The organism is Streptomyces beigongshangae, assembly GCF_019710745.1.
Classification (GTDB): Bacteria; Actinomycetota; Actinomycetes; order Streptomycetales; family Streptomycetaceae; genus Streptomyces; species Streptomyces beigongshangae.
The window spans coordinates 1-16,984 of the sequence record NZ_JAHKJW010000100.1; the positions used below are offsets into that span (position 1 = coordinate 1).

13 protein-coding genes and 1 pseudogene are annotated in these 16,984 nt (G+C 73.3%); 6 read left to right on the forward strand and 8 right to left on the reverse strand.

Annotated elements, in window-relative coordinates; genetic code table 11:
• Positions 1-1,017 (reverse strand): DUF5685 family protein (locus tag KM933_RS37050; RefSeq protein ID WP_221361394.1); only part of this gene is annotated, 1,017 nt, incomplete at its 3' end.
• A gap of 302 nt (positions 1,018-1,319) precedes the next feature.
• Between KM933_RS37050 and KM933_RS37055 the strand changes: the two genes are divergently transcribed.
• Positions 1,320-1,763 carry a cell division protein SepF gene (locus KM933_RS37055; protein WP_221361397.1) on the forward strand — a complete coding sequence of 148 codons (444 nt, stop codon included), beginning with the start codon at positions 1,320-1,322 and terminating at the stop codon, positions 1,761-1,763.
• A gap of 49 nt (positions 1,764-1,812) precedes the next feature.
• Here the strand turns inward: KM933_RS37055 and KM933_RS37060 are convergent, their stop codons facing one another.
• Together KM933_RS37060 and KM933_RS37065 are read right to left on the reverse strand one after the other, a co-directional pair.
• Positions 1,813-3,012 (reverse strand): acyl-CoA dehydrogenase family protein, encoded by a 1,200-nt coding sequence (locus KM933_RS37060; protein ID WP_221361399.1) that lies wholly within the window; start codon positions 3,010-3,012, stop codon positions 1,813-1,815.
• Positions 3,013-3,273: 261 nt separating this feature from the next.
• Positions 3,274-4,956 (reverse strand): MFS transporter, encoded by a 1,683-nt coding sequence (locus KM933_RS37065; RefSeq protein WP_221361410.1) that lies wholly within the window; start codon positions 4,954-4,956, stop codon positions 3,274-3,276.
• Between the two features lie 257 nt (positions 4,957-5,213).
• On the opposite strand from KM933_RS37065, the gene KM933_RS37070 reads away from it, so the two are divergent.
• Positions 5,214-6,383 carry a glycosyltransferase family 39 protein gene (locus KM933_RS37070; RefSeq protein WP_221361412.1) on the forward strand — a complete coding sequence of 390 codons (1,170 nt, stop codon included), beginning with the start codon at positions 5,214-5,216 and terminating at the stop codon, positions 6,381-6,383.
• 246 nt (positions 6,384-6,629) lie between these two features.
• Positions 6,630-7,673: a phosphatase PAP2 family protein gene (locus KM933_RS37075; protein WP_221361414.1), complete on the forward strand. Its 1,044-nt coding sequence runs from the start codon at positions 6,630-6,632 to the stop codon at positions 7,671-7,673.
• Between the two features lie 234 nt (positions 7,674-7,907).
• Here the strand turns inward: KM933_RS37075 and KM933_RS37080 are convergent, their stop codons facing one another.
• Positions 7,908-8,123, reverse strand: coding sequence for an I78 family peptidase inhibitor (locus KM933_RS37080; protein ID WP_221361416.1), 216 nt, complete (start codon positions 8,121-8,123; stop codon positions 7,908-7,910).
• A gap of 424 nt (positions 8,124-8,547) precedes the next feature.
• Here KM933_RS37080 and ctaD point away from each other — a divergent pair, with 424 nt between their 5' ends.
• The gene (ctaD, locus tag KM933_RS37085) at positions 8,548-10,278 is read left to right on the forward strand and encodes an aa3-type cytochrome oxidase subunit I (protein WP_221361418.1); all 1,731 of its coding nucleotides are present in this window, start codon (positions 8,548-8,550) and stop codon (positions 10,276-10,278) included.
• Between the two features lie 37 nt (positions 10,279-10,315).
• On the opposite strand, the gene KM933_RS37090 is transcribed toward ctaD, so the two are convergent.
• The 4 genes from KM933_RS37090 to KM933_RS37105 all read right to left on the reverse strand — a co-directional run bounded on the left by KM933_RS37090 (position 10,316) and on the right by KM933_RS37105 (position 14,367).
• Positions 10,316-11,158 carry a hypothetical protein gene (locus KM933_RS37090; protein ID WP_430727422.1) on the reverse strand — a complete coding sequence of 281 codons (843 nt, stop codon included), beginning with the start codon at positions 11,156-11,158 and terminating at the stop codon, positions 10,316-10,318.
• Positions 11,158-12,426 (reverse strand): glycosyltransferase family 4 protein, encoded by a 1,269-nt coding sequence (locus KM933_RS37095; RefSeq protein ID WP_221361420.1) that lies wholly within the window; start codon positions 12,424-12,426, stop codon positions 11,158-11,160. Before KM933_RS37095 ends, KM933_RS37090 begins: the two co-directional genes overlap by 1 nt.
• A gap of 143 nt (positions 12,427-12,569) precedes the next feature.
• Positions 12,570-13,859 (reverse strand): ABC transporter substrate-binding protein, encoded by a 1,290-nt coding sequence (locus tag KM933_RS37100; protein ID WP_221361422.1) that lies wholly within the window; start codon positions 13,857-13,859, stop codon positions 12,570-12,572.
• Positions 13,834-14,367, reverse strand: a complete 534-nt coding sequence (locus tag KM933_RS37105) for an MTB12 C-terminal domain-containing protein (protein ID WP_221361428.1) — start codon at positions 14,365-14,367, stop codon at positions 13,834-13,836. The genes KM933_RS37100 and KM933_RS37105 overlap by 26 nt, the downstream gene beginning before the upstream one ends.
• Positions 14,368-14,494: 127 nt before the next feature.
• Here KM933_RS37105 and KM933_RS37110 point away from each other — a divergent pair, with 127 nt between their 5' ends.
• The gene (locus tag KM933_RS37110; protein WP_221361424.1) at positions 14,495-15,001 is read left to right on the forward strand and encodes a hypothetical protein; all 507 of its coding nucleotides are present in this window, start codon (positions 14,495-14,497) and stop codon (positions 14,999-15,001) included.
• A pseudogene (locus tag KM933_RS37115) lies at positions 15,001-16,984 on the forward strand (ABC transporter permease subunit); the annotation flags it as partial. The gene KM933_RS37110 and the pseudogene KM933_RS37115, both read left to right, overlap by 1 nt.

Here is a 16,984-nt window from a genome sequence, read left to right on the forward strand (position 1 = left end):
GCGGCGCGGCGGCTCGGGCGGCGCGGGCGGTCCGCCGGGTCCGGGCGGCGCGTAGGGGTTGCCCGGCGGCGGCCCGTACGACTCGCCGCCCCGTGGCCCGCCGACGTGCCGCTCCCCGACGTGCCGCTCCCCGACGTGCCGCTCGCCCACGTGCGAACAGCTCGCGGTGCCGAACGCCCGGTCCACCGAATTCCGCAGCTCGTGCGCGAGCAGTACGTGCACCAGCCTGTCGTCCGTGAACTCTGCGTCCCGCAGTGCGAGTCGTATCCCGTGCAGCGCGTCGTCGGCCAGCCGCCGGGCCTCCGCCGGGGAGGCCCCGGTGGCGGTCAGCGGGTTCCACGCCCCTGACGCGGCGTCGGCCGCCCTGTCCTCCACGGCGTCCAGCAGGTGGGCGAGGCGCCCGAAGAGCCGTCCGGCCTCGGCGAGCGGTTCCGCGTTGCCCGGCCGGCCCGCCAGGACCGCGGTGTGCGCGAAGGCCGCGGCGGTCGCGGTCTCGGTCGGCTCGGTGACGGCCGTCAGCGGGGTGCCGGGCCCGGCCAGCGCCTCGATGCCCACCTGCCGGTCCACGGCGTCGACCAGCACGGCGGTGTCGAACCCGACGGCGGAGCCGGTCCTGGCGCCCGCCCGGCCCCAGTTCGCGGCGACCCGCCGGGCGGCGAGCGCCACCGGCCGGCGCGCCAGCAGCCCGTCCCCGTCGGCCATGTGGTCGCGCACCTTCGCCGAGGCGAGGACCAGCGAGACCGCGGCGGCGAGCCGCGCGCCCTCACCCTGAGCGACCGACGCACTCCGCATTCCGCGCAATGGGCAGGGCCCCGCCGTACGCCGTCCCGCTTTCCCCGGAGTGGCCTGAGCCTCCGTCAGAACGGATATCAGCAGGCCGTCGTAGTTCGTGACGACCCGTGCGAACTGACCGTGGTCCCCGCGCAGCGCGAGACAAAGCCCGCACAAATGCGCCATCCATTGCGTGGTGAGGTTCTCTCCCAGCCGATGACGGCAGGGCCTGACGATTCCGAACACGACGCTCCCCCGTGGTGTGCACGACTGGTGTGTACGACGTTGAGCTGCGGCATCGCGGCGACCGTTCCGTTCACCCGTACGCCCTAGCCGTCACCCGTCCGCCGTGAAGAATCATATTTCACTCACAGTCAGCAGCGGTGTAGCGCACGACCCTTGGGGTACGCGGGCTCTCGACGGATTCGCTGTGCACCAGTACCGTCACGAAACCCCAGCGCGGCGTCTATCCCCTTGGCGCGACATCCGCATCATGGACGACCATGGGGATGCGGAAAGAAGAAAGACCGCTGTGAGAGGAGGCGTCCATGGGATCGGTGCGCAAGGCGAGTGCCTGGCTTGGCCTCGTCGACGACAACGATGACGAGCGTTACTACGACGACGACTACGCCGAAGGGTCCGAGACCGGGAGCCGGGAGGTCTGGGTCACGGATCCGCGGGTCAAGGTGGCCTCGGAGACGGCCGAGGAGAAGGGCCGCCGGATCGGCACGGTCACCCCGGACAGCTTCCGGGACGCCCGTGCCATCGGTGAGCTCTTCCGTGACGGTGTCCCCGTCATCATGAACCTCACGGCCATGGAGCCCGCCGACGCCAAGCGCGTCGTCGACTTCGCGGCCGGCCTGATCTTCGGTCTGCGCGGCTCGATCGAGCGTGTGTCGAACCGGGTCTTCCTGCTGACCCCCGCCGACACCGAGATCATCAGCGGGGAGCCCGCTGCCCGCCGCACGGACGGCTTCTTCAACCAGAGCTAGGCAAGGCCGCTCACCGGACCGGTTCTGCCGGCGCCACGGCGGGAACGTCCTACCGGAACGCGTCGAGACCGGTGAGCGCCTTGCCCAGCACCAGCTGGTGCATCTCGGCGGTGCCCTCGTAGGTCAGCACCGACTCCAGGTTCGTCGCGTGGCGCATCACGGGGTATTCGAGCGAGATCCCGTTGGCGCCGAGGATCGTCCGTGCCGTACGGCAGATGTCGATCGCCTCCCGTACGTTGTTGAGCTTGCCGAAACTGATCTGCTCGGGACGGAGCCGTCCCGCGTCCATCCGCCGGCCCAGATGATGGGCCAGCAGAATCCCCTTGTGCAGTTCGACCGCCATGTCGGCGAGTTTGGCCTGGGTGAGCTGGAATCCGCCGATGGGCCGCCCGAACTGCTCCCGCGTCTTCGCGTACTCCACCGCAGCCTCGAAACTCGCCCGCGCGGCGCCCATCGAACCCCACACGATCCCGTACCGGGCGTGGGACAGACAGCTGAGCGGGCCCTTCAGCCCGGTGACCTCCGGCAGCACGGCGTCGGCGGGCAGCCGCACCCCGTCGAGCACCAGCTCGCTGGTGACCGACGCCCGCAGTGACCACTTGTGCCGGATCTCCGGCGCGGAGAACCCGGGGGTGCCGGCCGGCACCACGAAACCGCGGATGCCGTCGTCGGTCCGCGCCCACACGACGGCCACGCCCGCCACGGACCCGTTGGTGATCCACATCTTGCGCCCGGTGAGGACCCAGTCCCCGCCGTCCCGCCTGGCATGCGTGCGCATGGCACCGGGGTCGGAGCCGTGGTCGGGCTCGGTCAGCCCGAAGCAGCCGATGACCTCTCCGGCGGCCATCCGCGGCAGCCAGGTCTGTCTCTGCTCCTCGCTGCCGAACCGGTGGATCGCGTACATCGCGAGCGATCCCTGCACGGAGACCAGCGAGCGGATCCCGGAGTCGGCGGCCTCCAGCTCCAGACAGGCGAGCCCGTACTGCACGGCGGAGGCCCCGGCGCACCCGTACCCGTCGAGCGACATCCCGAGGGCGCCGATCCCGCCCAGCTCCCGCGCCAGCTCCCGGATCCCCGGCAGCTCACCCTTCTCGTACCACTCGGCGACGTACGGCAGCACCCGGTCCGCGGCCCAGGCCCGCACGGTGTCCCGGACGGCCAGGTCCTCCGCGCTCAGCAGGTCGTCGACCCCGAGCGGATCGGCGGGATCGAACGGCGGCGGCTTCGGGGAAGAAGGGGAAGCGGACATCGAGAGACCTCCGACAGGGAAAACTAGCACTGTTAACCACGGGCGGCCCTGACGTTACGACGAGCTGTGTCAGACGTCCAGGACCGCTGGAGCGGGTGTGCGCGGGTGGCTGCCACGGGGTCCTTCACCGGGCACGGACCCGCGGGCGCCGACGGCCGGAGACCCCCACGGGAAACGCCCACGGGAAACCCGCACGGGACAGGCGGCACCCAACGGGCGGTGCGGGCGGGAAACGCAGGTGTCCACAACCACGACGGACCGTCACCTGACGGACTCGACCCGCGCGGACGCACCCGCCCCCCGCGGTCCGGGCACCCCACCCAGGGAGGGGTCCCCGCCCAGGGAGGAATCCTCGCCCAGGGAGGGGTCCCCGGCCGGGGAGGGGTCCTTGGCCGGGGAGGGCTCCCCGCACTCCACCCCCCGGGGCAGCCGCAGCGCCATCGCCGCCCCCACCAGCAGCAACCCCGCGCTCACCAGCAGCGTCACGTGCAGCCCGTGCACGAACGCCTGGCGGGCCGCCGTCCGCAGCGCCTCCCCCGGCGCCCCGCCGAGCCGCGCGGCGATCTCGTACGCCCCGCCCAGGGAGTGCCCCGCCGCGGCGGACTGCGCGGCGGGGACGCCGGGGACGGACGCGAGTCCGGGCGCGTACGCCGCGTTCATCACGCTCCCGAGCAGCGCGATCCCGAGCCCCGCCCCGAGCTGGTACGACGTCTCCCCGATCGCCGCCGCCCCGCCGGCCTGCGCGGGCGGCGCCTCGCTCAGCATCGACTCGTACGCGCCGAAGAGCGTGACCTCGAGACCGAAGCCGAGCATCACGAACCCGGTCAGCAGCAGCGGGGCGTTGTCGTCGCCCCCCATCGCCGTCAGCGTGACGACCGCCGCGGCGGTGAGGCAGAAGCCGGAGCAGACCATGGTCCGCGGCCCGAAGCGCTGGAGCAGCTTCGCCCCCGCCAGTCCCGCGGCCATCGCGGCGACGGTGAGCGGCAGCAGCCGCAGCCCGGTCTCCAGCGGGGAGAGGTCCAGCACCAGCTGGAGGTACTGCGCGGCGACCAGTTCGAGGCCGACCAGCGCGAGCATCGCCAGCACGATGCAGCCGACGGAGGTGCTGAAGGCGGGCCGCGCGAACATCGTCAGGTCGACCAGCGGGTGCCGGCGCCGCCGCTGCCGCCGTACGAACGCGACGAGGAGTCCGGCGCCCACCGCCAGCGGCACCACGGTGTACACGCCGAGCGGGGTCTCTCCCCCGCCGAGCCGCTTCACCCCGAGGACGACGCCGAAGAGTCCGGCGGCGGCCATCAGCGCACCGGCGATGTCCCAGGGCCCGTCGCGCTCACCCGTCGACTCGGGCAGCAGCAGCCGTCCGACGGGCAGGGCGACCAGCATCAGCGGGATGTTGACGAGGAAGACCGAGCCCCACCAGAAGTGCTCCAGGAGGAATCCGCCGAGGAGCGGTCCGACGGCCGCGCCCACCGCGGCGACGGCGCTCCAGACGCCGATCGCGAGCGCCCGCTCGCGCCGGTCGGGGAAGACCTGGCGCAGGATGGACAGGGTGGCGGGCATGATCATCGCGCCGCCGACGCCGAGCAGGGCGCGCGCCGCGATCAGCAGTTGCGCGCTGTCGGCGAACGCCGCGGCGGCGGACGCGACGCCGAAGAGGGCGTAGCCGAGGAGGAGGACGCGCCTGCGGCCGATCCGGTCGCCCAGCGTGCCGAAGAGGATCAGCAGCGAGGCACAGACGAGCGGGTAGCTGTCGACGATCCAGAGCAGTTCCAGCGCGCCGGGGGTGAGGTCCTCGGTCACGGCGGGGACCGCGACATGGAGCACGGTGGCGTCGACGGCGACCAGGAGCAGGCTGACGCACAGCACCACGAGGACGACCCAGCGGTCTGCACCGGCCCCGGTCTCCCGACGGCGACGCTCTGCGGCCGTGGTCGTCCCGGACATGTACGTACCTCCCAGCTGTTCCCTCGCGTCCGGCGGATCCGCCGGGTGGGGACTCCCTGCGGCTGCGGCTCGGGAGGAGCGGAGTCCCGGCCCACGCGGCAGAGGCGAGTGAGCCGTCAGAGTACGCGAGTTCCCGTCGGTGCCCAGTGGCGTACCTCTCACGTTCTCCGCGCGGACGTGTGGCGTGCGCCACGCTTCCGGGGCCGGACCCGCCCGGCCGGGGCGCACGGCCGCGGGCGCCCTCGATAATCGGGCGCGTGACCGATCTTGAGACGCCTGTCGCGCCGGCCCGCCCGGGGCCGTCCTGGCGCCGCGCCGCGCCCGCCCTCCTCGGGTACGCGGCGGTGCGCGCGCTGGGCCTGGTGGTGCTCGCGGTGTGGAGCGCCGCCGGGGGGAAGAGCGCGCACCAGCTGCTCTCGGCCCGCTGGGACTCCCTCTGGTACACGAGGATCGCCGAACTGGGCTACGGCTACGAGGTGCGCCTGCCCAACGGCGACGTGCACTCGAACCTGGCCTTCTTCCCCCTGCTGCCCTGGCTGGAGCGGGCGGTGTCGGCGGTGTCCCCGCTGTCGTACGCGGACGCGGGCCTGCTGGTGAGCGCGGTCGCCTCGCTCGCGGCGGCCTGGGGGATCTTCGCGGTCGCGGACCACGTGCACGGGCCCCGCGCCGGGATCTGCGCCGTGCTGCTGTGGGCCGTCCTGCCCGTCGGGGTCGTGCAGTCGATGACGTACAGCGAGTCGCTGTTCACGGCGCTCGCGGCCTGGTCGCTGTACGCGGTCCTGACCGGCCGCTGGCTGACGGCGGGTCTGCTCGCCTCGCTGGCCGGCCTGACCCGCCCGGTGGGCGCGGCGGTCGTCGCGGCCGTATGGGTGACGGCCGCCGCCTCTTTCGTACGGGAGCGAAGCGCGCCGACAGGGGACGGCGCGTCCGGATGGCGGCGCGCCCTGGCGGTGCTGATCGCGCCCCTCGGCGCGGCCGGCTACGTCCTGTGGGTCGGCCGCCGCACGGGCGGCGGCCCGCTGGGCTACCTCGACGTCCAGGCGGGCTGGCGCAACGGTTTCGACGGCGGCCACGCGTTCGCCCGGTTCGTCGCCGACAGGTTCACCTCGTTCCCGTCGGTCCTGGCCGGGCTGGCACTGGTCGCCGGGGTCGGCCTGCTCGGCCGGCTGTACGTGGTCTGCGTACGGCGGCGGCAGCCGCTGCCGCTCCTGGTGTACGCGGGGGCCGTCACCGTGCTCGCCCTGGGCGCGTCCGGCTATTTCGGCTCGAAACCGCGCCTCCTGCTGCCCGCCTTCCCCCTCCTCCTGCCCCTCGCCACAGCCCTGTCCCGACTGCGTACGTCCAGGTCGGCATGGGTGCTGGGGTGCGCGGCGGTGGCGTCGGCGGCGTACGGCGCCCTCTGGCTGAACGGCTCCGGTCCGCCCTGATCACCCCCGGTCGCCGGTGGGCCCGGTGAGCGCCGGGAGAAGAGAACGCGAGCAGACGGTGAACGAATTCATAAGCGCCATAAAACTCCGCTCCGGAACGATCAATCGAATTGAAGGAAGAGCGGACGACGGCTTCCTTATTCGATGGCGATAAACCACCTCTTGAGAGCAATGCCACATCACATCGTCATCACAAAGAGGGTGCTTCGCCCTTGAACACCCCTCACTCGCTGTAACGTCGATTGCGTGCGTACCGAACGAAAGCTGACTCGTCTGGACCGGGTCTTCGCCCGGCTGGACCGTGAGCCGGAACGACCGGCCCACATCGACGTGCCCAGGATGAGCCGGCACCGGGTGGTCCTCTTCGCGTCCACGCTCGCCTTCTACGCGGCCATCGTGTGGGCCGTGGTGATCACCTCGTGGCTGGTCCGGCTCGACTGGCAGGTCATGTTCTTCCGGCCGTACCAGCAGTGGCCGGAGATCCACGCGTTCCTCGACTACTACGTGGTGCTGGGCCAGCGGGGCCCCACCGCCGTGATGATCGCGGCCTGGCTGGGCTGGCGCTCCTGGCGGCAGCACACCCTGCGCCCGCTGCTCATCCTGGGCACCTCGCTGCTGCTGCTGAACGTCACGGTGGGCGCCGCCAAGCTCAGCATGGGCCGCCTCGGTCCGCACTACGCGACCAGCGTCGGTTCCAACGAGATGTGGCTGGGCGGTGACATATTCCCTTCGGGCCACACCGCCAACGCCGTCGTGACCTGGGGCATCCTGGCCTATCTCGCCTCGACGCCGCGGGCCCGCCGCTGGCTGTCGGCGCTCTCCGCCGTGGTCTCCCTCGGCGTCGGCCTGACCACCGTGTACCTGGGCACGCACTGGCTGAGCGACGTGGTGCTGGGCTGGGCCGCGGGGCTGCTGATCCTGCTCGCACTGCCCTGGTTCGAGCCGCTGATCGCACGCGCCGAGACCGCCGTCTTCGATCTGCGCGACGCCCGGCGCAGCCGTCGCCGCGGCACGGCGACGGTCCCGGCACCGGCTCCGGCACCGGCCGCCCCGGTCGAGGTGCCCGTGGTGCTCGCGCCGGCCGCCGACCCGGCCGGCGAGCAGGAGCCCGTGGTGCGCGAGCCGGTGGCCGCCTCCCGGACGGCCAGGCCGCAGGGCCATCTCGCGCCGGGCCCGCACCTGACCCGCTCGGAGCGCACGCCGGTGACCCCCCTGGGCAGTCGCAGGCCGCCGCACCCGGACCGGGTGACACGTGGGACCGCCTCGGCCCGCCCGCTGACGGGCGGGTAGCGGCGGCCGGCACACGAACGCGGCGGGGCGGACCGGTACGCACACACCGCTTCCCCGCACGGCGAAGGCCCCGGCTCCTGGAGCCGGGGCCTTCGCCGTCGTACGGGACACAGGACATGGGCACGGGGCCACGGGGCGCGAGACACGGGGCACGGAACACGGGGCACGGGCTGACACCGGCCGTCCGCCGGTGGGGGCTCGGCGCGCGGTTCCCCGCGCCCCCGAGGGGCGGGGTCAGCCCTGCCAGCAGCGTGTCACCCGGCCGTCGGTGACCTCGAAGTTCAGCCGGCCGGCGCGGTACTCCATCGTGATGATCGCCCCCGGCGGCAGCGACCGCACGGTGGACCAGCCCCGCCGGCGCGCCTGCTGCTCGGCGCCGCTCGCCTCCAGTCCGACGTACGCGTCCGGAGTGTCGGAGGGCTCTGCGGAAGGAGTGGGAATCGGTGCCATGCCGCCACGGTAGGCGCCGCGGTGCGGACGGGGAACCCCGGGTCCGCCACCATCCGTCACCGGTACCTGCGCGGTCACGCTTCTGTCACGGTACGTCGACACCCGGACACCCGTTCCGGCCGAGCGCCCTCACCCGTACGGGCGGTTTCGGTGGCGTTCCGGCCACCTTCGCACGCAATTCCGAAGTAACCGGTGCCATCTCGTCCGCACCCCGGAATAACCGGCCGGAAAGCAGAGCGGCGAACACGCGTCCGCGCCTTTCCTTTCCGATTCCCGGGCGCCCGGCGGAAGGCGGCCCGCCACAGGAAATGCACGGGCCGGGCACAGAACCCCCGTACGCCCTCTGTCGGAGCGCGGTGCCCGCGAGCATCATGGCGGTCAGCTTCAGGAGGCCCGGGCGCGACGAGCGAGCGAGGGGGCAGGGATGGGGACGGACACCGCTCACGCGGCGGTACGGCCCGCACCGGTGAGGCGGCCGGGGCGGCTGGTCGTGGACTGGCTCACCACGACCGACCACAAGAAGATCGGGCATCTGTACCTGATCACGTCGTTCGCGTTCTTCCTGATCGGCGGTGCGATGGCGCTGCTGATGCGGGCCGAGCTGGCCCGGCCGGGCACACAGCTCCTGGACAACAACCAGTTCAACCAGATGTTCACCATGCACGGCACGATCATGCTGCTGCTCTTCGCGACGCCGACCTTCGCCGGGTTCGCCAACGAGATCATGCCGCTGCAGATCGGCGCCCCGGACGTCGCCTTCCCCCGGCTGAACATGCTGTCCTACTGGCTGTTCCTCTTCGGCGGGCTGATCGTGCTGGGCTCGCTGCTGGTGCCCTCGGGACCGGCGAACTTCGGGTGGTTCGCGTACGCGCCGCTGAACAGCATGGAGCGGTCGCCCGGTATCGGGGCCGACATGTGGATCATGGGCCTGGCGCTGGCCGGCTTCGGCACGATCCTCGGCGCGGTGAACTTCCTGACGACCATCATCGGGATGCGCGCCCCCGGGATGACGATGTTCCGGATGCCGATCTTCACGTGGAACACGCTGTTCACGTCGATCCTGATCCTGCTGGCGTTCCCGGTGCTCGCCGCGGCGCTCCTGGTGCTGGAGGCGGACCGGCGGTTCGGCTCGCAGGTCTTCGCCTCGGCCAACGGCGGGGCGCTGCTGTGGCAGCACCTCTTCTGGTTCTTCGGGCATCCCGAGGTCTACATCATCGCGCTGCCGTTCTTCGGGATCATCACGGAGATCATCCCGGTCTTCAGCAGGAAGCCGATCTTCGGCTATCTGACCCTGGTCGGCGCCACGATGGCCATCACGGGTCTGTCCGTGGTCGTGTGGGCCCACCACATGTTCGCGACGGGAGCGGTGCTGCTGCCGTTCTTCTCGTTCGTGTCGTTCCTGATCGCGGTGCCGACGGGCGTGAAGTTCTTCAACTGGACCGGCACGATGCTCAAGGGGTCGCTGTCCTTCGAGACACCCATGCTCTGGGCGACGGGCTTCCTGGTGTCGTTCCTGTTCGGCGGGTTGACGGGGGTGATCCTGGCCTCGCCGCCGCTGGACTTCCACGTCACGGACACGTACTTCGTGGTCGCGCACTTCCACTACGTGGTGTTCGGCACCGTCGTCTTCGCGACGTTCGGGGGCTTCTCCTTCTGGTGGCCCAAGTTCACCGGGAAGATGCTCGACGAGCGGCTCGGCAAGCTGCACTTCTGGACGCTCTTCACCGGCTTCCACACCACGTTCCTGGTGCAGCACTGGCTGGGCGCGGAGGGCATGCCGCGCCGCTACGCGGACTACCTGGCGGCCGACGGGTTCACCGCGCTCAACACCGTCTCGACGATCGGCGCGTTCCTGCTGGGCCTGTCGACGCTGCCGTTCCTCTACAACGTGTGGAAGACGGCCAGGTACGGCGAGAAGGTCGACGCCGACGACCCGTGGGGCTTCGGCCGCTCGCTGGAGTGGGCGACCTCGTGCCCGCCGCCGCGGCACAACTTCACCACGATGCCCCGGATCCGCTCCGAGTCGCCGGCGTTCGACCTGCACCATCCGCGGTTCGCGGCGATCACCCCGCCCCAGACCCGCTCGGGCCAGGAGGACAGCCCACAGATCCGCTTCGGTCAGGAGCGCCCGTCGACCGGTCCCGAGCAGTACTGACCGTCCCGGCCGACGGGCTCCAGGGGCTCCCGCGCTCCTAGGAGTCTGCCGCGGTGACCGTCACCGCGAGGTCGTTGTCGGTCGTGTAGTACGGTCCGGCCGTCACCGCGCCCCGCTCCGTCTCCAGCGTGACCTTCGGGTAGACGAGAACGGACTGCTTGTCCACGATGTCGTCGAGCAGCCGTGCGATCCGCACCCGCGGCCCGTCCTCCCCCGCCGGGCGCAGCCACAGGTCCCGGTCCCCCTGGGGCAGCCCGGCCCAGACCACGGTGAAACGGAACTCCGCCCCGTCCCGGTGGACCCCGGCCCTGCGGGGCTCCTCCCCCGCGCGGCCGGCCAGCTCGGCGTACGCGTCCGGGGTGAGCGCGGCCCCGTACACCCGGCCCCGGACCTCCAGCGCCTCCTGTCCCGGGTGGAGTTCACCGGCCTCCGCGTGCGGGGCGCGCAGCCAGCTGCGGACGGAGAGGTTGCCGTGCTTGGTCGCGTACGGGATGCGGACGCCGATCCGGTCGTCCGCCCCGTCCGGCACCCGGTCGACGAGCGAGCGCAGGTCGTTGAGGCCGGACACCAGGCGCTCCGCCGTACCGCCGGCGCTCTGCGCGAAGGCGTCCCAGCAGCCCTCGGGCAGCTCCGCGCCGCCGGGCAGCACGGCACGCGGCCGGCCGTCGGCGGCCGGTGCGAGCGGCAGCCGGACCTCCTGGCCGCCGTCGCGGTGCCGCAGCACGAGGTGCGCGCCATCGGCGTCACCGAATCCGGTCAGGTCGAGGACGAGCCCGCCCGCGGGGTCCGCGACGCAGTCCGCGCGCGGGGGTACGACGGCACCCTCCCCGGCGGTCCGGTCCGCGGTCCGCGAAGTCACGGCCTGCGAAGTCACGGCCATCATGCGGAACGCTCCTTGCCGAGTGCGGACAGTCCGGCGCCCCGGACGGCGTACGCGCCGCCGAGCAGCGCCCCCCTGGTGCGGTGCAGCGGGCCGCGCATCCGGCCGGTCACCGAACCGCGGTTCCGGGTGACGAGACCGCTGAAGAGCGACTCGTAGCGCTCGGCGATCCGCGCCGGGTCGAACCGCTCGGACGCCTTGAGCGCCGCGTCCGCCATCTGCCGGCGCAGCGCGTCGTCGTTGATGAGTTCGAGCAGGCCGCCGGCGATGGCCCCGACGTCCCCGACCGGCACCAGCCGCCCGTCGACACCGTTGTCAATGATCTCCCCCGGGCCGTGCGGGCAGTCGGTGGAGACGACGGGCAGGCCGCAGCGCATGGCCTCGACGATGGTCATGCCGAAGGACTCCATGCTGGAGGTGACGGCGGCGACGGAGCCCTTGACCCACTCCGGCTCGATGGGGTGGGCCGGTCCCATCAGCAGCACGTGGTTGTAGAGGCCGAGGTCGTCGATCAGACGGCGCAGCTTGTCCTTCTGCTTCCCGCTGCCGTAGATCCGCAGGCGCCAGTCGGGCCGCTGGGCGCGTACCTGGTCGAAGGCCCTGATCAGGAGGCCGTACCGCTTGACCGGGGCGAGGCGGCCGGCCGCCACGACCCACTTCGCGGAACCGTCCGCGGGCGCCACGGCGGGCACGGGCACCGAGTTGGGCACGGCCTCCACCCGCACGCCGGGCAGCCGCATCTTCGCGCGGTACGCGCGGGCGTCCGCCTCCGTGGTCGTGGTGACCGCGTCGAGCCGGGGGTACGCGGCGCGCAGTTCCGCGCGCAGCCCGGCGGAGTGGCTGTCGAGCGTGAGGTGCTCCTGGCCGACGCGGACGGGGCCGCGCCGGGTCTGCCGGGCCAGGAGCACGTTCAGTCCGGGGCGGGTGCCCACCACGACGTCGGCGTCGACCGTCGAGAGGTGCCGCGCGATACGGCGGTCGGTCAGGGCGCTGTACTGGCCGTAGCGGATCTCCTCCTTCGGGAAGGTCCGGGCCGGCTCCCGGTACTCGGGACGGTCCCCCTCGTAGCCGGGACCGTCCTTGCGCAGGTCGACGAGGTGGCGCAGGCCCACCCGCGGGTCGCACGCGAAGACGGGCTCCTCGCGGTGGCGGAAGACGGAGACGATCTCGACGTCGTGCTGCTCGGCCAGGGTGTTCGCAAGGTTGTACGTCGTCCGGATCGTCCCGCCGATTCCGTAGGCGTTGTGTATCAGGAAGGAAATCTGCATGCGTCCCCGTATCTCCGGCTCGTCCAGCTACCGCAAGGTCAGACAGGGGAACCGGCGGGATGGTTGGGGGGCCTTACCACTCTGTTCCCCAAGAGTTGCACCATCGGTAACCCGGCGGGGGAACCTCTCGGCCCCTGTGCGCATCAGGGCTCGTAGGGCAGTTGCGGAACCTCCTGGCACTCGCGGTCCATGTCCCCCTGGCCGACCCATCCCCGGGCGTCCTGCCAGCGGGCCACCGACAGGCACGTCCTGCGCGTCCTGGGCGGCTCGGGCAGGTGCTCGAACCGGACCGGCAGCAGCAGGCCGTCGGCGGTGTAGGGCTTCCCCCCGGCCATGAACCGGTCGACGCACGCGCGCGTGACGCCCGCTCCGGCGCAGGACCGGGCCGCGTCCGTGAACCACATCGCGGCGGCCCAGCCCTCCAGCTGCCACTGGGAGCGGGTCCTCAGGTGCCGGGTGCCGTCCCGGAACTCCCGTACGGCGGCGTGGCCCGTGTCCTGGTGGTTGCGGCTCGCGCCCGTCGCCCACAGGGTGTTGCGGCAGCGCGGCGCGTCCTCGTAGTCCTCGCGGACGGTGGACGTCCAGTTCTGCACGTTGGTGACCTTGGCCAGGACCTCGGCGCCCACGTCGTCCATCGCCTCGCACAGCCGGGCGTTGCCGTGGGTGTCGATGGCGTCGAAGACCAGGTCGGCCCCCCGCTCCTTCAGGTCGGCCGCCACGGCGCGGAAGTTGGGCAGCGCGAAGTCGACCTGCTCGGTGACGACCTCGTACCCCTCGGCCTCCAGGCCCCGGACGACGAGCCGGGCGTACGCCGCCGACGCGGGCTGGTTGTACGAGACGACGGCCGCCGTACGGGCGCCGTGCTCCCGCTTGAACCAGCGGTAGACCTCGGTGCCGCCGTACAGCTTGCCGTCCCAGCCCGGCTTCCCGTTCCGCGGGGCGAGGCTGCCGTAGATCCCGTAGAGGTGCGGGTAGGTGTCGTAGGCCGCGCCGACGGGCTGTCCGCCGATGTCGGGCACGCGCGCGCGGGCCACGCGGGAGGCGCCCGCGTAGTCGAGGACGGTCGTGGCGACGAGGGCCACCACCTCGTCCTCGTCGACGAGCCGGTGCACGCACTCGTTGTTGCCGACGCCGCTGCCGCCGTCGTCGCACGTACGGACCTCGACCCTGCGCCCGGCGACGCCGCCGCGCGCGTTCAGGGCGTCGAAGTACGCCTTCGCGCCGTCCCGCGGGCCGGTGAAGGCGTCACCGCCGACCGGGCTCGTGGCACTCGTGACGATGCCCACCCGGATCGGCTCCGCCGTGGCGCGGGCCGGTGCCCGCTCCGGCCGGTCCCCGAAGTCGCTCTCCGGCAGGCGGCTGCCGCAGGCCGTGCCCGCCAGGAGCAGCAGGACCGCGGCAGCGGATTCAGCAACCCGGGCCCGGCGACGCATTGCCGCTCAGACCGACGAGGCCGCACAGCGTCTTGACGGACACCTTCCACGTGCCGTCCTGCTCGACGGCGGTCCCGGCGGCGTCCGGCATGACCGTGGCGCCCTTCAGGGTGAGCGTGTACGTGACGTCCGCCCCGGTCGGCGAGGTGAAGGCGACCTCGCCGACCTCCGCCTCCACCTGCCCGCCGCGCTCGTCGCCGCTGAAGCTCTCCAGGACCTGGCCCATCGCGTCGCCGTTCTCCAGGAGGGCCGGCTTGTCCCCCATCGGCACCGCGGGGTCGAAGAACTTCTTCCAGTTCTCCTCGATCTCCTTCTCGGCCGCCGCCGGGTCGTCCGGCGCGCTCGCGCTCGGAGCCGGCTCGGCCGTGGTCGGCCGTTCCGGGGAGGGCGGGGGCGGATCCGTCTCGTCACCGCCGCTGTCGTCGCCGCACGCCGTGAGGGCCGCGGCGAGGACGAGGACCGCCAGCCCCCGCCCCGCTCCCCGCCTGAGGTCGCTCCCGAGAACCATCTGGCTCACCACCGGGTGTCGGTCCGGACCGTGTGCGCCCGGAGCTTTCAGGGTCAGCTTCCAGAAGGCATAGTGCTGGTGCATCGGCGGACTTGGAAGACGGCCGGACCCATCATGTGGAGCCTCCATGCGGACTGCTCGACCGCGGAACGTGCGTCCCGTCCTGTGGGCCGGGTGGGCCGCGCTCGCCGCGGGCGCGGTGCTGTGCGTCCTCGGCTGGTACGGGATCTCCGGCGAACGGTACGCGGAGCGGCAGTTGCCGTACCTCGCGTCCTGCACGGTGCCGGGGGCGGCCCTGATCGTCGCCGGCACGGTCCTCCTCGCCCACGGCCGCGGCGCCCTCGCGGCGGCCCGCGTCGAGGAGCTGTACGGACTCCTGGTGGCGGCCGGCGCCGACGACGCGGACGGGGCCGGGCGGGCGGCGACCGAACCCGTGGCGGTCGCCGCGGACCTGCTGATGGTGCCCGGCGGCACCCTGTGGCACCGCGCGGACTGCCCGCTCGTCGCCGGGAAGCCCGAGGCCCTGCCGGTCGACCCCCGGGTCCTCGCGGGCGGCGGCCTCGGCCCCTGCCCGATCTGCGGACCGGACGCACCGGACGCACCGGACGACCCGCCGTCCGGTGCGGCCGGCTGATGGCCTCGCTGACGTACGACCTCACCCTCGCCGGGCTCTCCGTGGGCGGTGCCGCCGCGCTCACCGGGATCGGGCTGGTCGTCACCCACCGGGCGACCGGCGTGCTCAACTTCGCGCACGGCGCCGTCGCGATGGTCTGCGCCTGCCTGCTGCGCCAGCTCACCGTCGAGTGGGACTGGCCGCTCGCGCTCGCCGCGCCGTTCACCCTGCTCGTGGTCGCCCCGGCGATCGGCGTGGCGCTGGAACGGTACGTCTTCCGGCCCCTGTCCGTCCTCGGCGGCGATCCGGCGCAGACCCTCGTCGCGTCCGTCGGCGTCTTCGTCCTCCTCGTCGGCGGGGCGGTGCTCGTCTGGGGCCCCGGCGCGCGCCCGGACGCGCCGACGCTGCTCCCCGCGGAGCCCTGGGGCCGGTTGGCGGTGACGCTCCTCCTGGCCGCCGGCGTGGGCGCGGTGATCCGCCGGACCCGCTTCGGCCGCGAGCTGCGGGCGGTCGTCGACGACCGCCCGCTCGCCGTGCTGGCCGGCGTCGGCGCCGACCGGGTGGCCGCGGCGGGCTGGGCGTTCGGTTCGTTCACCGCGGGGCTGACGGGGGTGCTGCTCGCCCCGTACGTGCGCCTGGATCCGTACGGCATGCCGTTGCTGGTGATGGAGGTGGTGGCGGTCGCGGTGGCCGCCCGGATGCGCAGTCTGCCGGTGGCCGTGGTGGTGGCCCTGGGGATCGGGGTCGCCCAGAGCCAGCTGACCCGGCTGCACCCGGGGGGCCGGCTGGAACCGCTGCTCCAGGCGGTGGGCGCGAACCTCTTCGTGGTGGCCCTGCTGATCGCCGCCCTGGTGCTGCCGGGCATCGGCACCCGGGACGCCCTCCCGCGCACGGCGACGGCCCGGGTGGCGACCCCGCCGGGCGCGTGGATCGTCGCGGCGGTGCTGTTCCTGCTGCCCCTGGGCTTCGCGGGCCAGGACCTGCACACGTCCGTCCAGGTGCCGGCCCTGGGCGTCGTCCTGCTCTCCCTGGTCGTCGTGACGGGCCGCGGCGGCCAGATCTCGCTGGGCCAGGCCGCGTACGCGGGTCTGGGCGCCCTGTTCACCGCGCTGCTCGCGGCGGGCCGCTTCCCGCTCCTGCCCGAACTCCCGGAGNCTGCTCGCGGCGGGCCGCTTCCCGCTCCTGCCCGAACTCCCGGAGCTGGCCGCGCTCCTCGTCGCCGTGCTGCTGGTGGCCCCGCTGGGGCTGCTGACCGGCTGGCCCGCCATCCGCCGCCACGGCCTGGCCCTCGCCCTCGCGACCTTCGCGGTGGGCGTCGGCGTCAGCCGCTTCGTCCTCGCCCAGCCGTACGCGACGGCGGGCCTGGCCCTGGGGCGCCCGGCGGGATTCGAGGACGACCGCGCCTACTACGTGCTCGAACTGGTGCTCCTGGCGGGCGCGCTGGCGGCCGCCCACACGCTGCGCCGGGGCCGTACGGGCCGGGCGCTCGCCGCCCTGCGGGACCACGAGGCGGGCGCGTCGGCGGCGGGCGTGCGCGTCCCGGCGCTCAAGCTGACGGCCTTCGTGGCGGGTGCCGCCCTGGCCGCGCTGGGCGGCGGCATGCTCGGCATGGGCCTGCGCGCCTTCGACCCGGCGGCGTACGACCCGGTCCGCGGTCTGCTGTGGTTCGCCGCGGTCGTCGTGCTCGGCGCCGACAGCGTTCTGGGCGCGCTGCTCGCGGCGGCGCTCCTGGTCGGCCTGGACGCGGGCGCCCGGGGCGGGGCCGCGGCGGCGGTGATCGGCCTCCTCGCCGTCCTCGTCGGCCGCTTCCCCGGCGGCCCGTACGAGGTACTGCGCCGGGCCGCGGGACGCCTGCGGCCCGACGGGGAGGCGGCTTTGACCCCACTGGGCACCCGGGCGGGACGAAGGCTCCGGGCGGCGGCCCGGGCCCCGGGCGGGCGCCTGCCGACGGGGGCGGCGGGGCCGGCAGGCGCGGCGGGGTCGGCAGGTCCGGCGGGAGTCGGT

What these genes read in the sequence shown, in the direction of transcription:
- KM933_RS37055 (WP_221361397.1), top strand. Translation starts at nt 1,320, where the DNA reads ATGGGATCGGTGCGCAAGGCGAGTGCCTGGCTTGGCCTCGTCGACGAC.
- KM933_RS37060 (WP_221361399.1), bottom strand. Translation starts at nt 3,012, where the DNA reads ATGTCCGCTTCCCCTTCTTCCCCGAAGCCGCCGCCGTTCGATCCCGCC.
- KM933_RS37065 (WP_221361410.1), bottom strand. Translation starts at nt 4,956, where the DNA reads ATGTCCGGGACGACCACGGCCGCAGAGCGTCGCCGTCGGGAGACCGGG.
- KM933_RS37080 (WP_221361416.1), bottom strand. Translation starts at nt 8,123, where the DNA reads ATGGCACCGATTCCCACTCCTTCCGCAGAGCCCTCCGACACTCCGGAC.
- ctaD (WP_221361418.1), top strand. Translation starts at nt 8,548, where the DNA reads ATGGGGACGGACACCGCTCACGCGGCGGTACGGCCCGCACCGGTGAGG.
- KM933_RS37090 (WP_430727422.1), bottom strand. Translation starts at nt 11,158, where the DNA reads ATGGCCGTGACTTCGCAGGCCGTGACTTCGCGGACCGCGGACCGGACC.
- KM933_RS37095 (WP_221361420.1), bottom strand. Translation starts at nt 12,426, where the DNA reads ATGCAGATTTCCTTCCTGATACACAACGCCTACGGAATCGGCGGGACG.
- KM933_RS37100 (WP_221361422.1), bottom strand. Translation starts at nt 13,859, where the DNA reads ATGCGTCGCCGGGCCCGGGTTGCTGAATCCGCTGCCGCGGTCCTGCTG.
- KM933_RS37105 (WP_221361428.1), bottom strand. Translation starts at nt 14,367, where the DNA reads ATGGTTCTCGGGAGCGACCTCAGGCGGGGAGCGGGGCGGGGGCTGGCG.
- KM933_RS37110 (WP_221361424.1), top strand. Translation starts at nt 14,495, where the DNA reads ATGCGGACTGCTCGACCGCGGAACGTGCGTCCCGTCCTGTGGGCCGGG.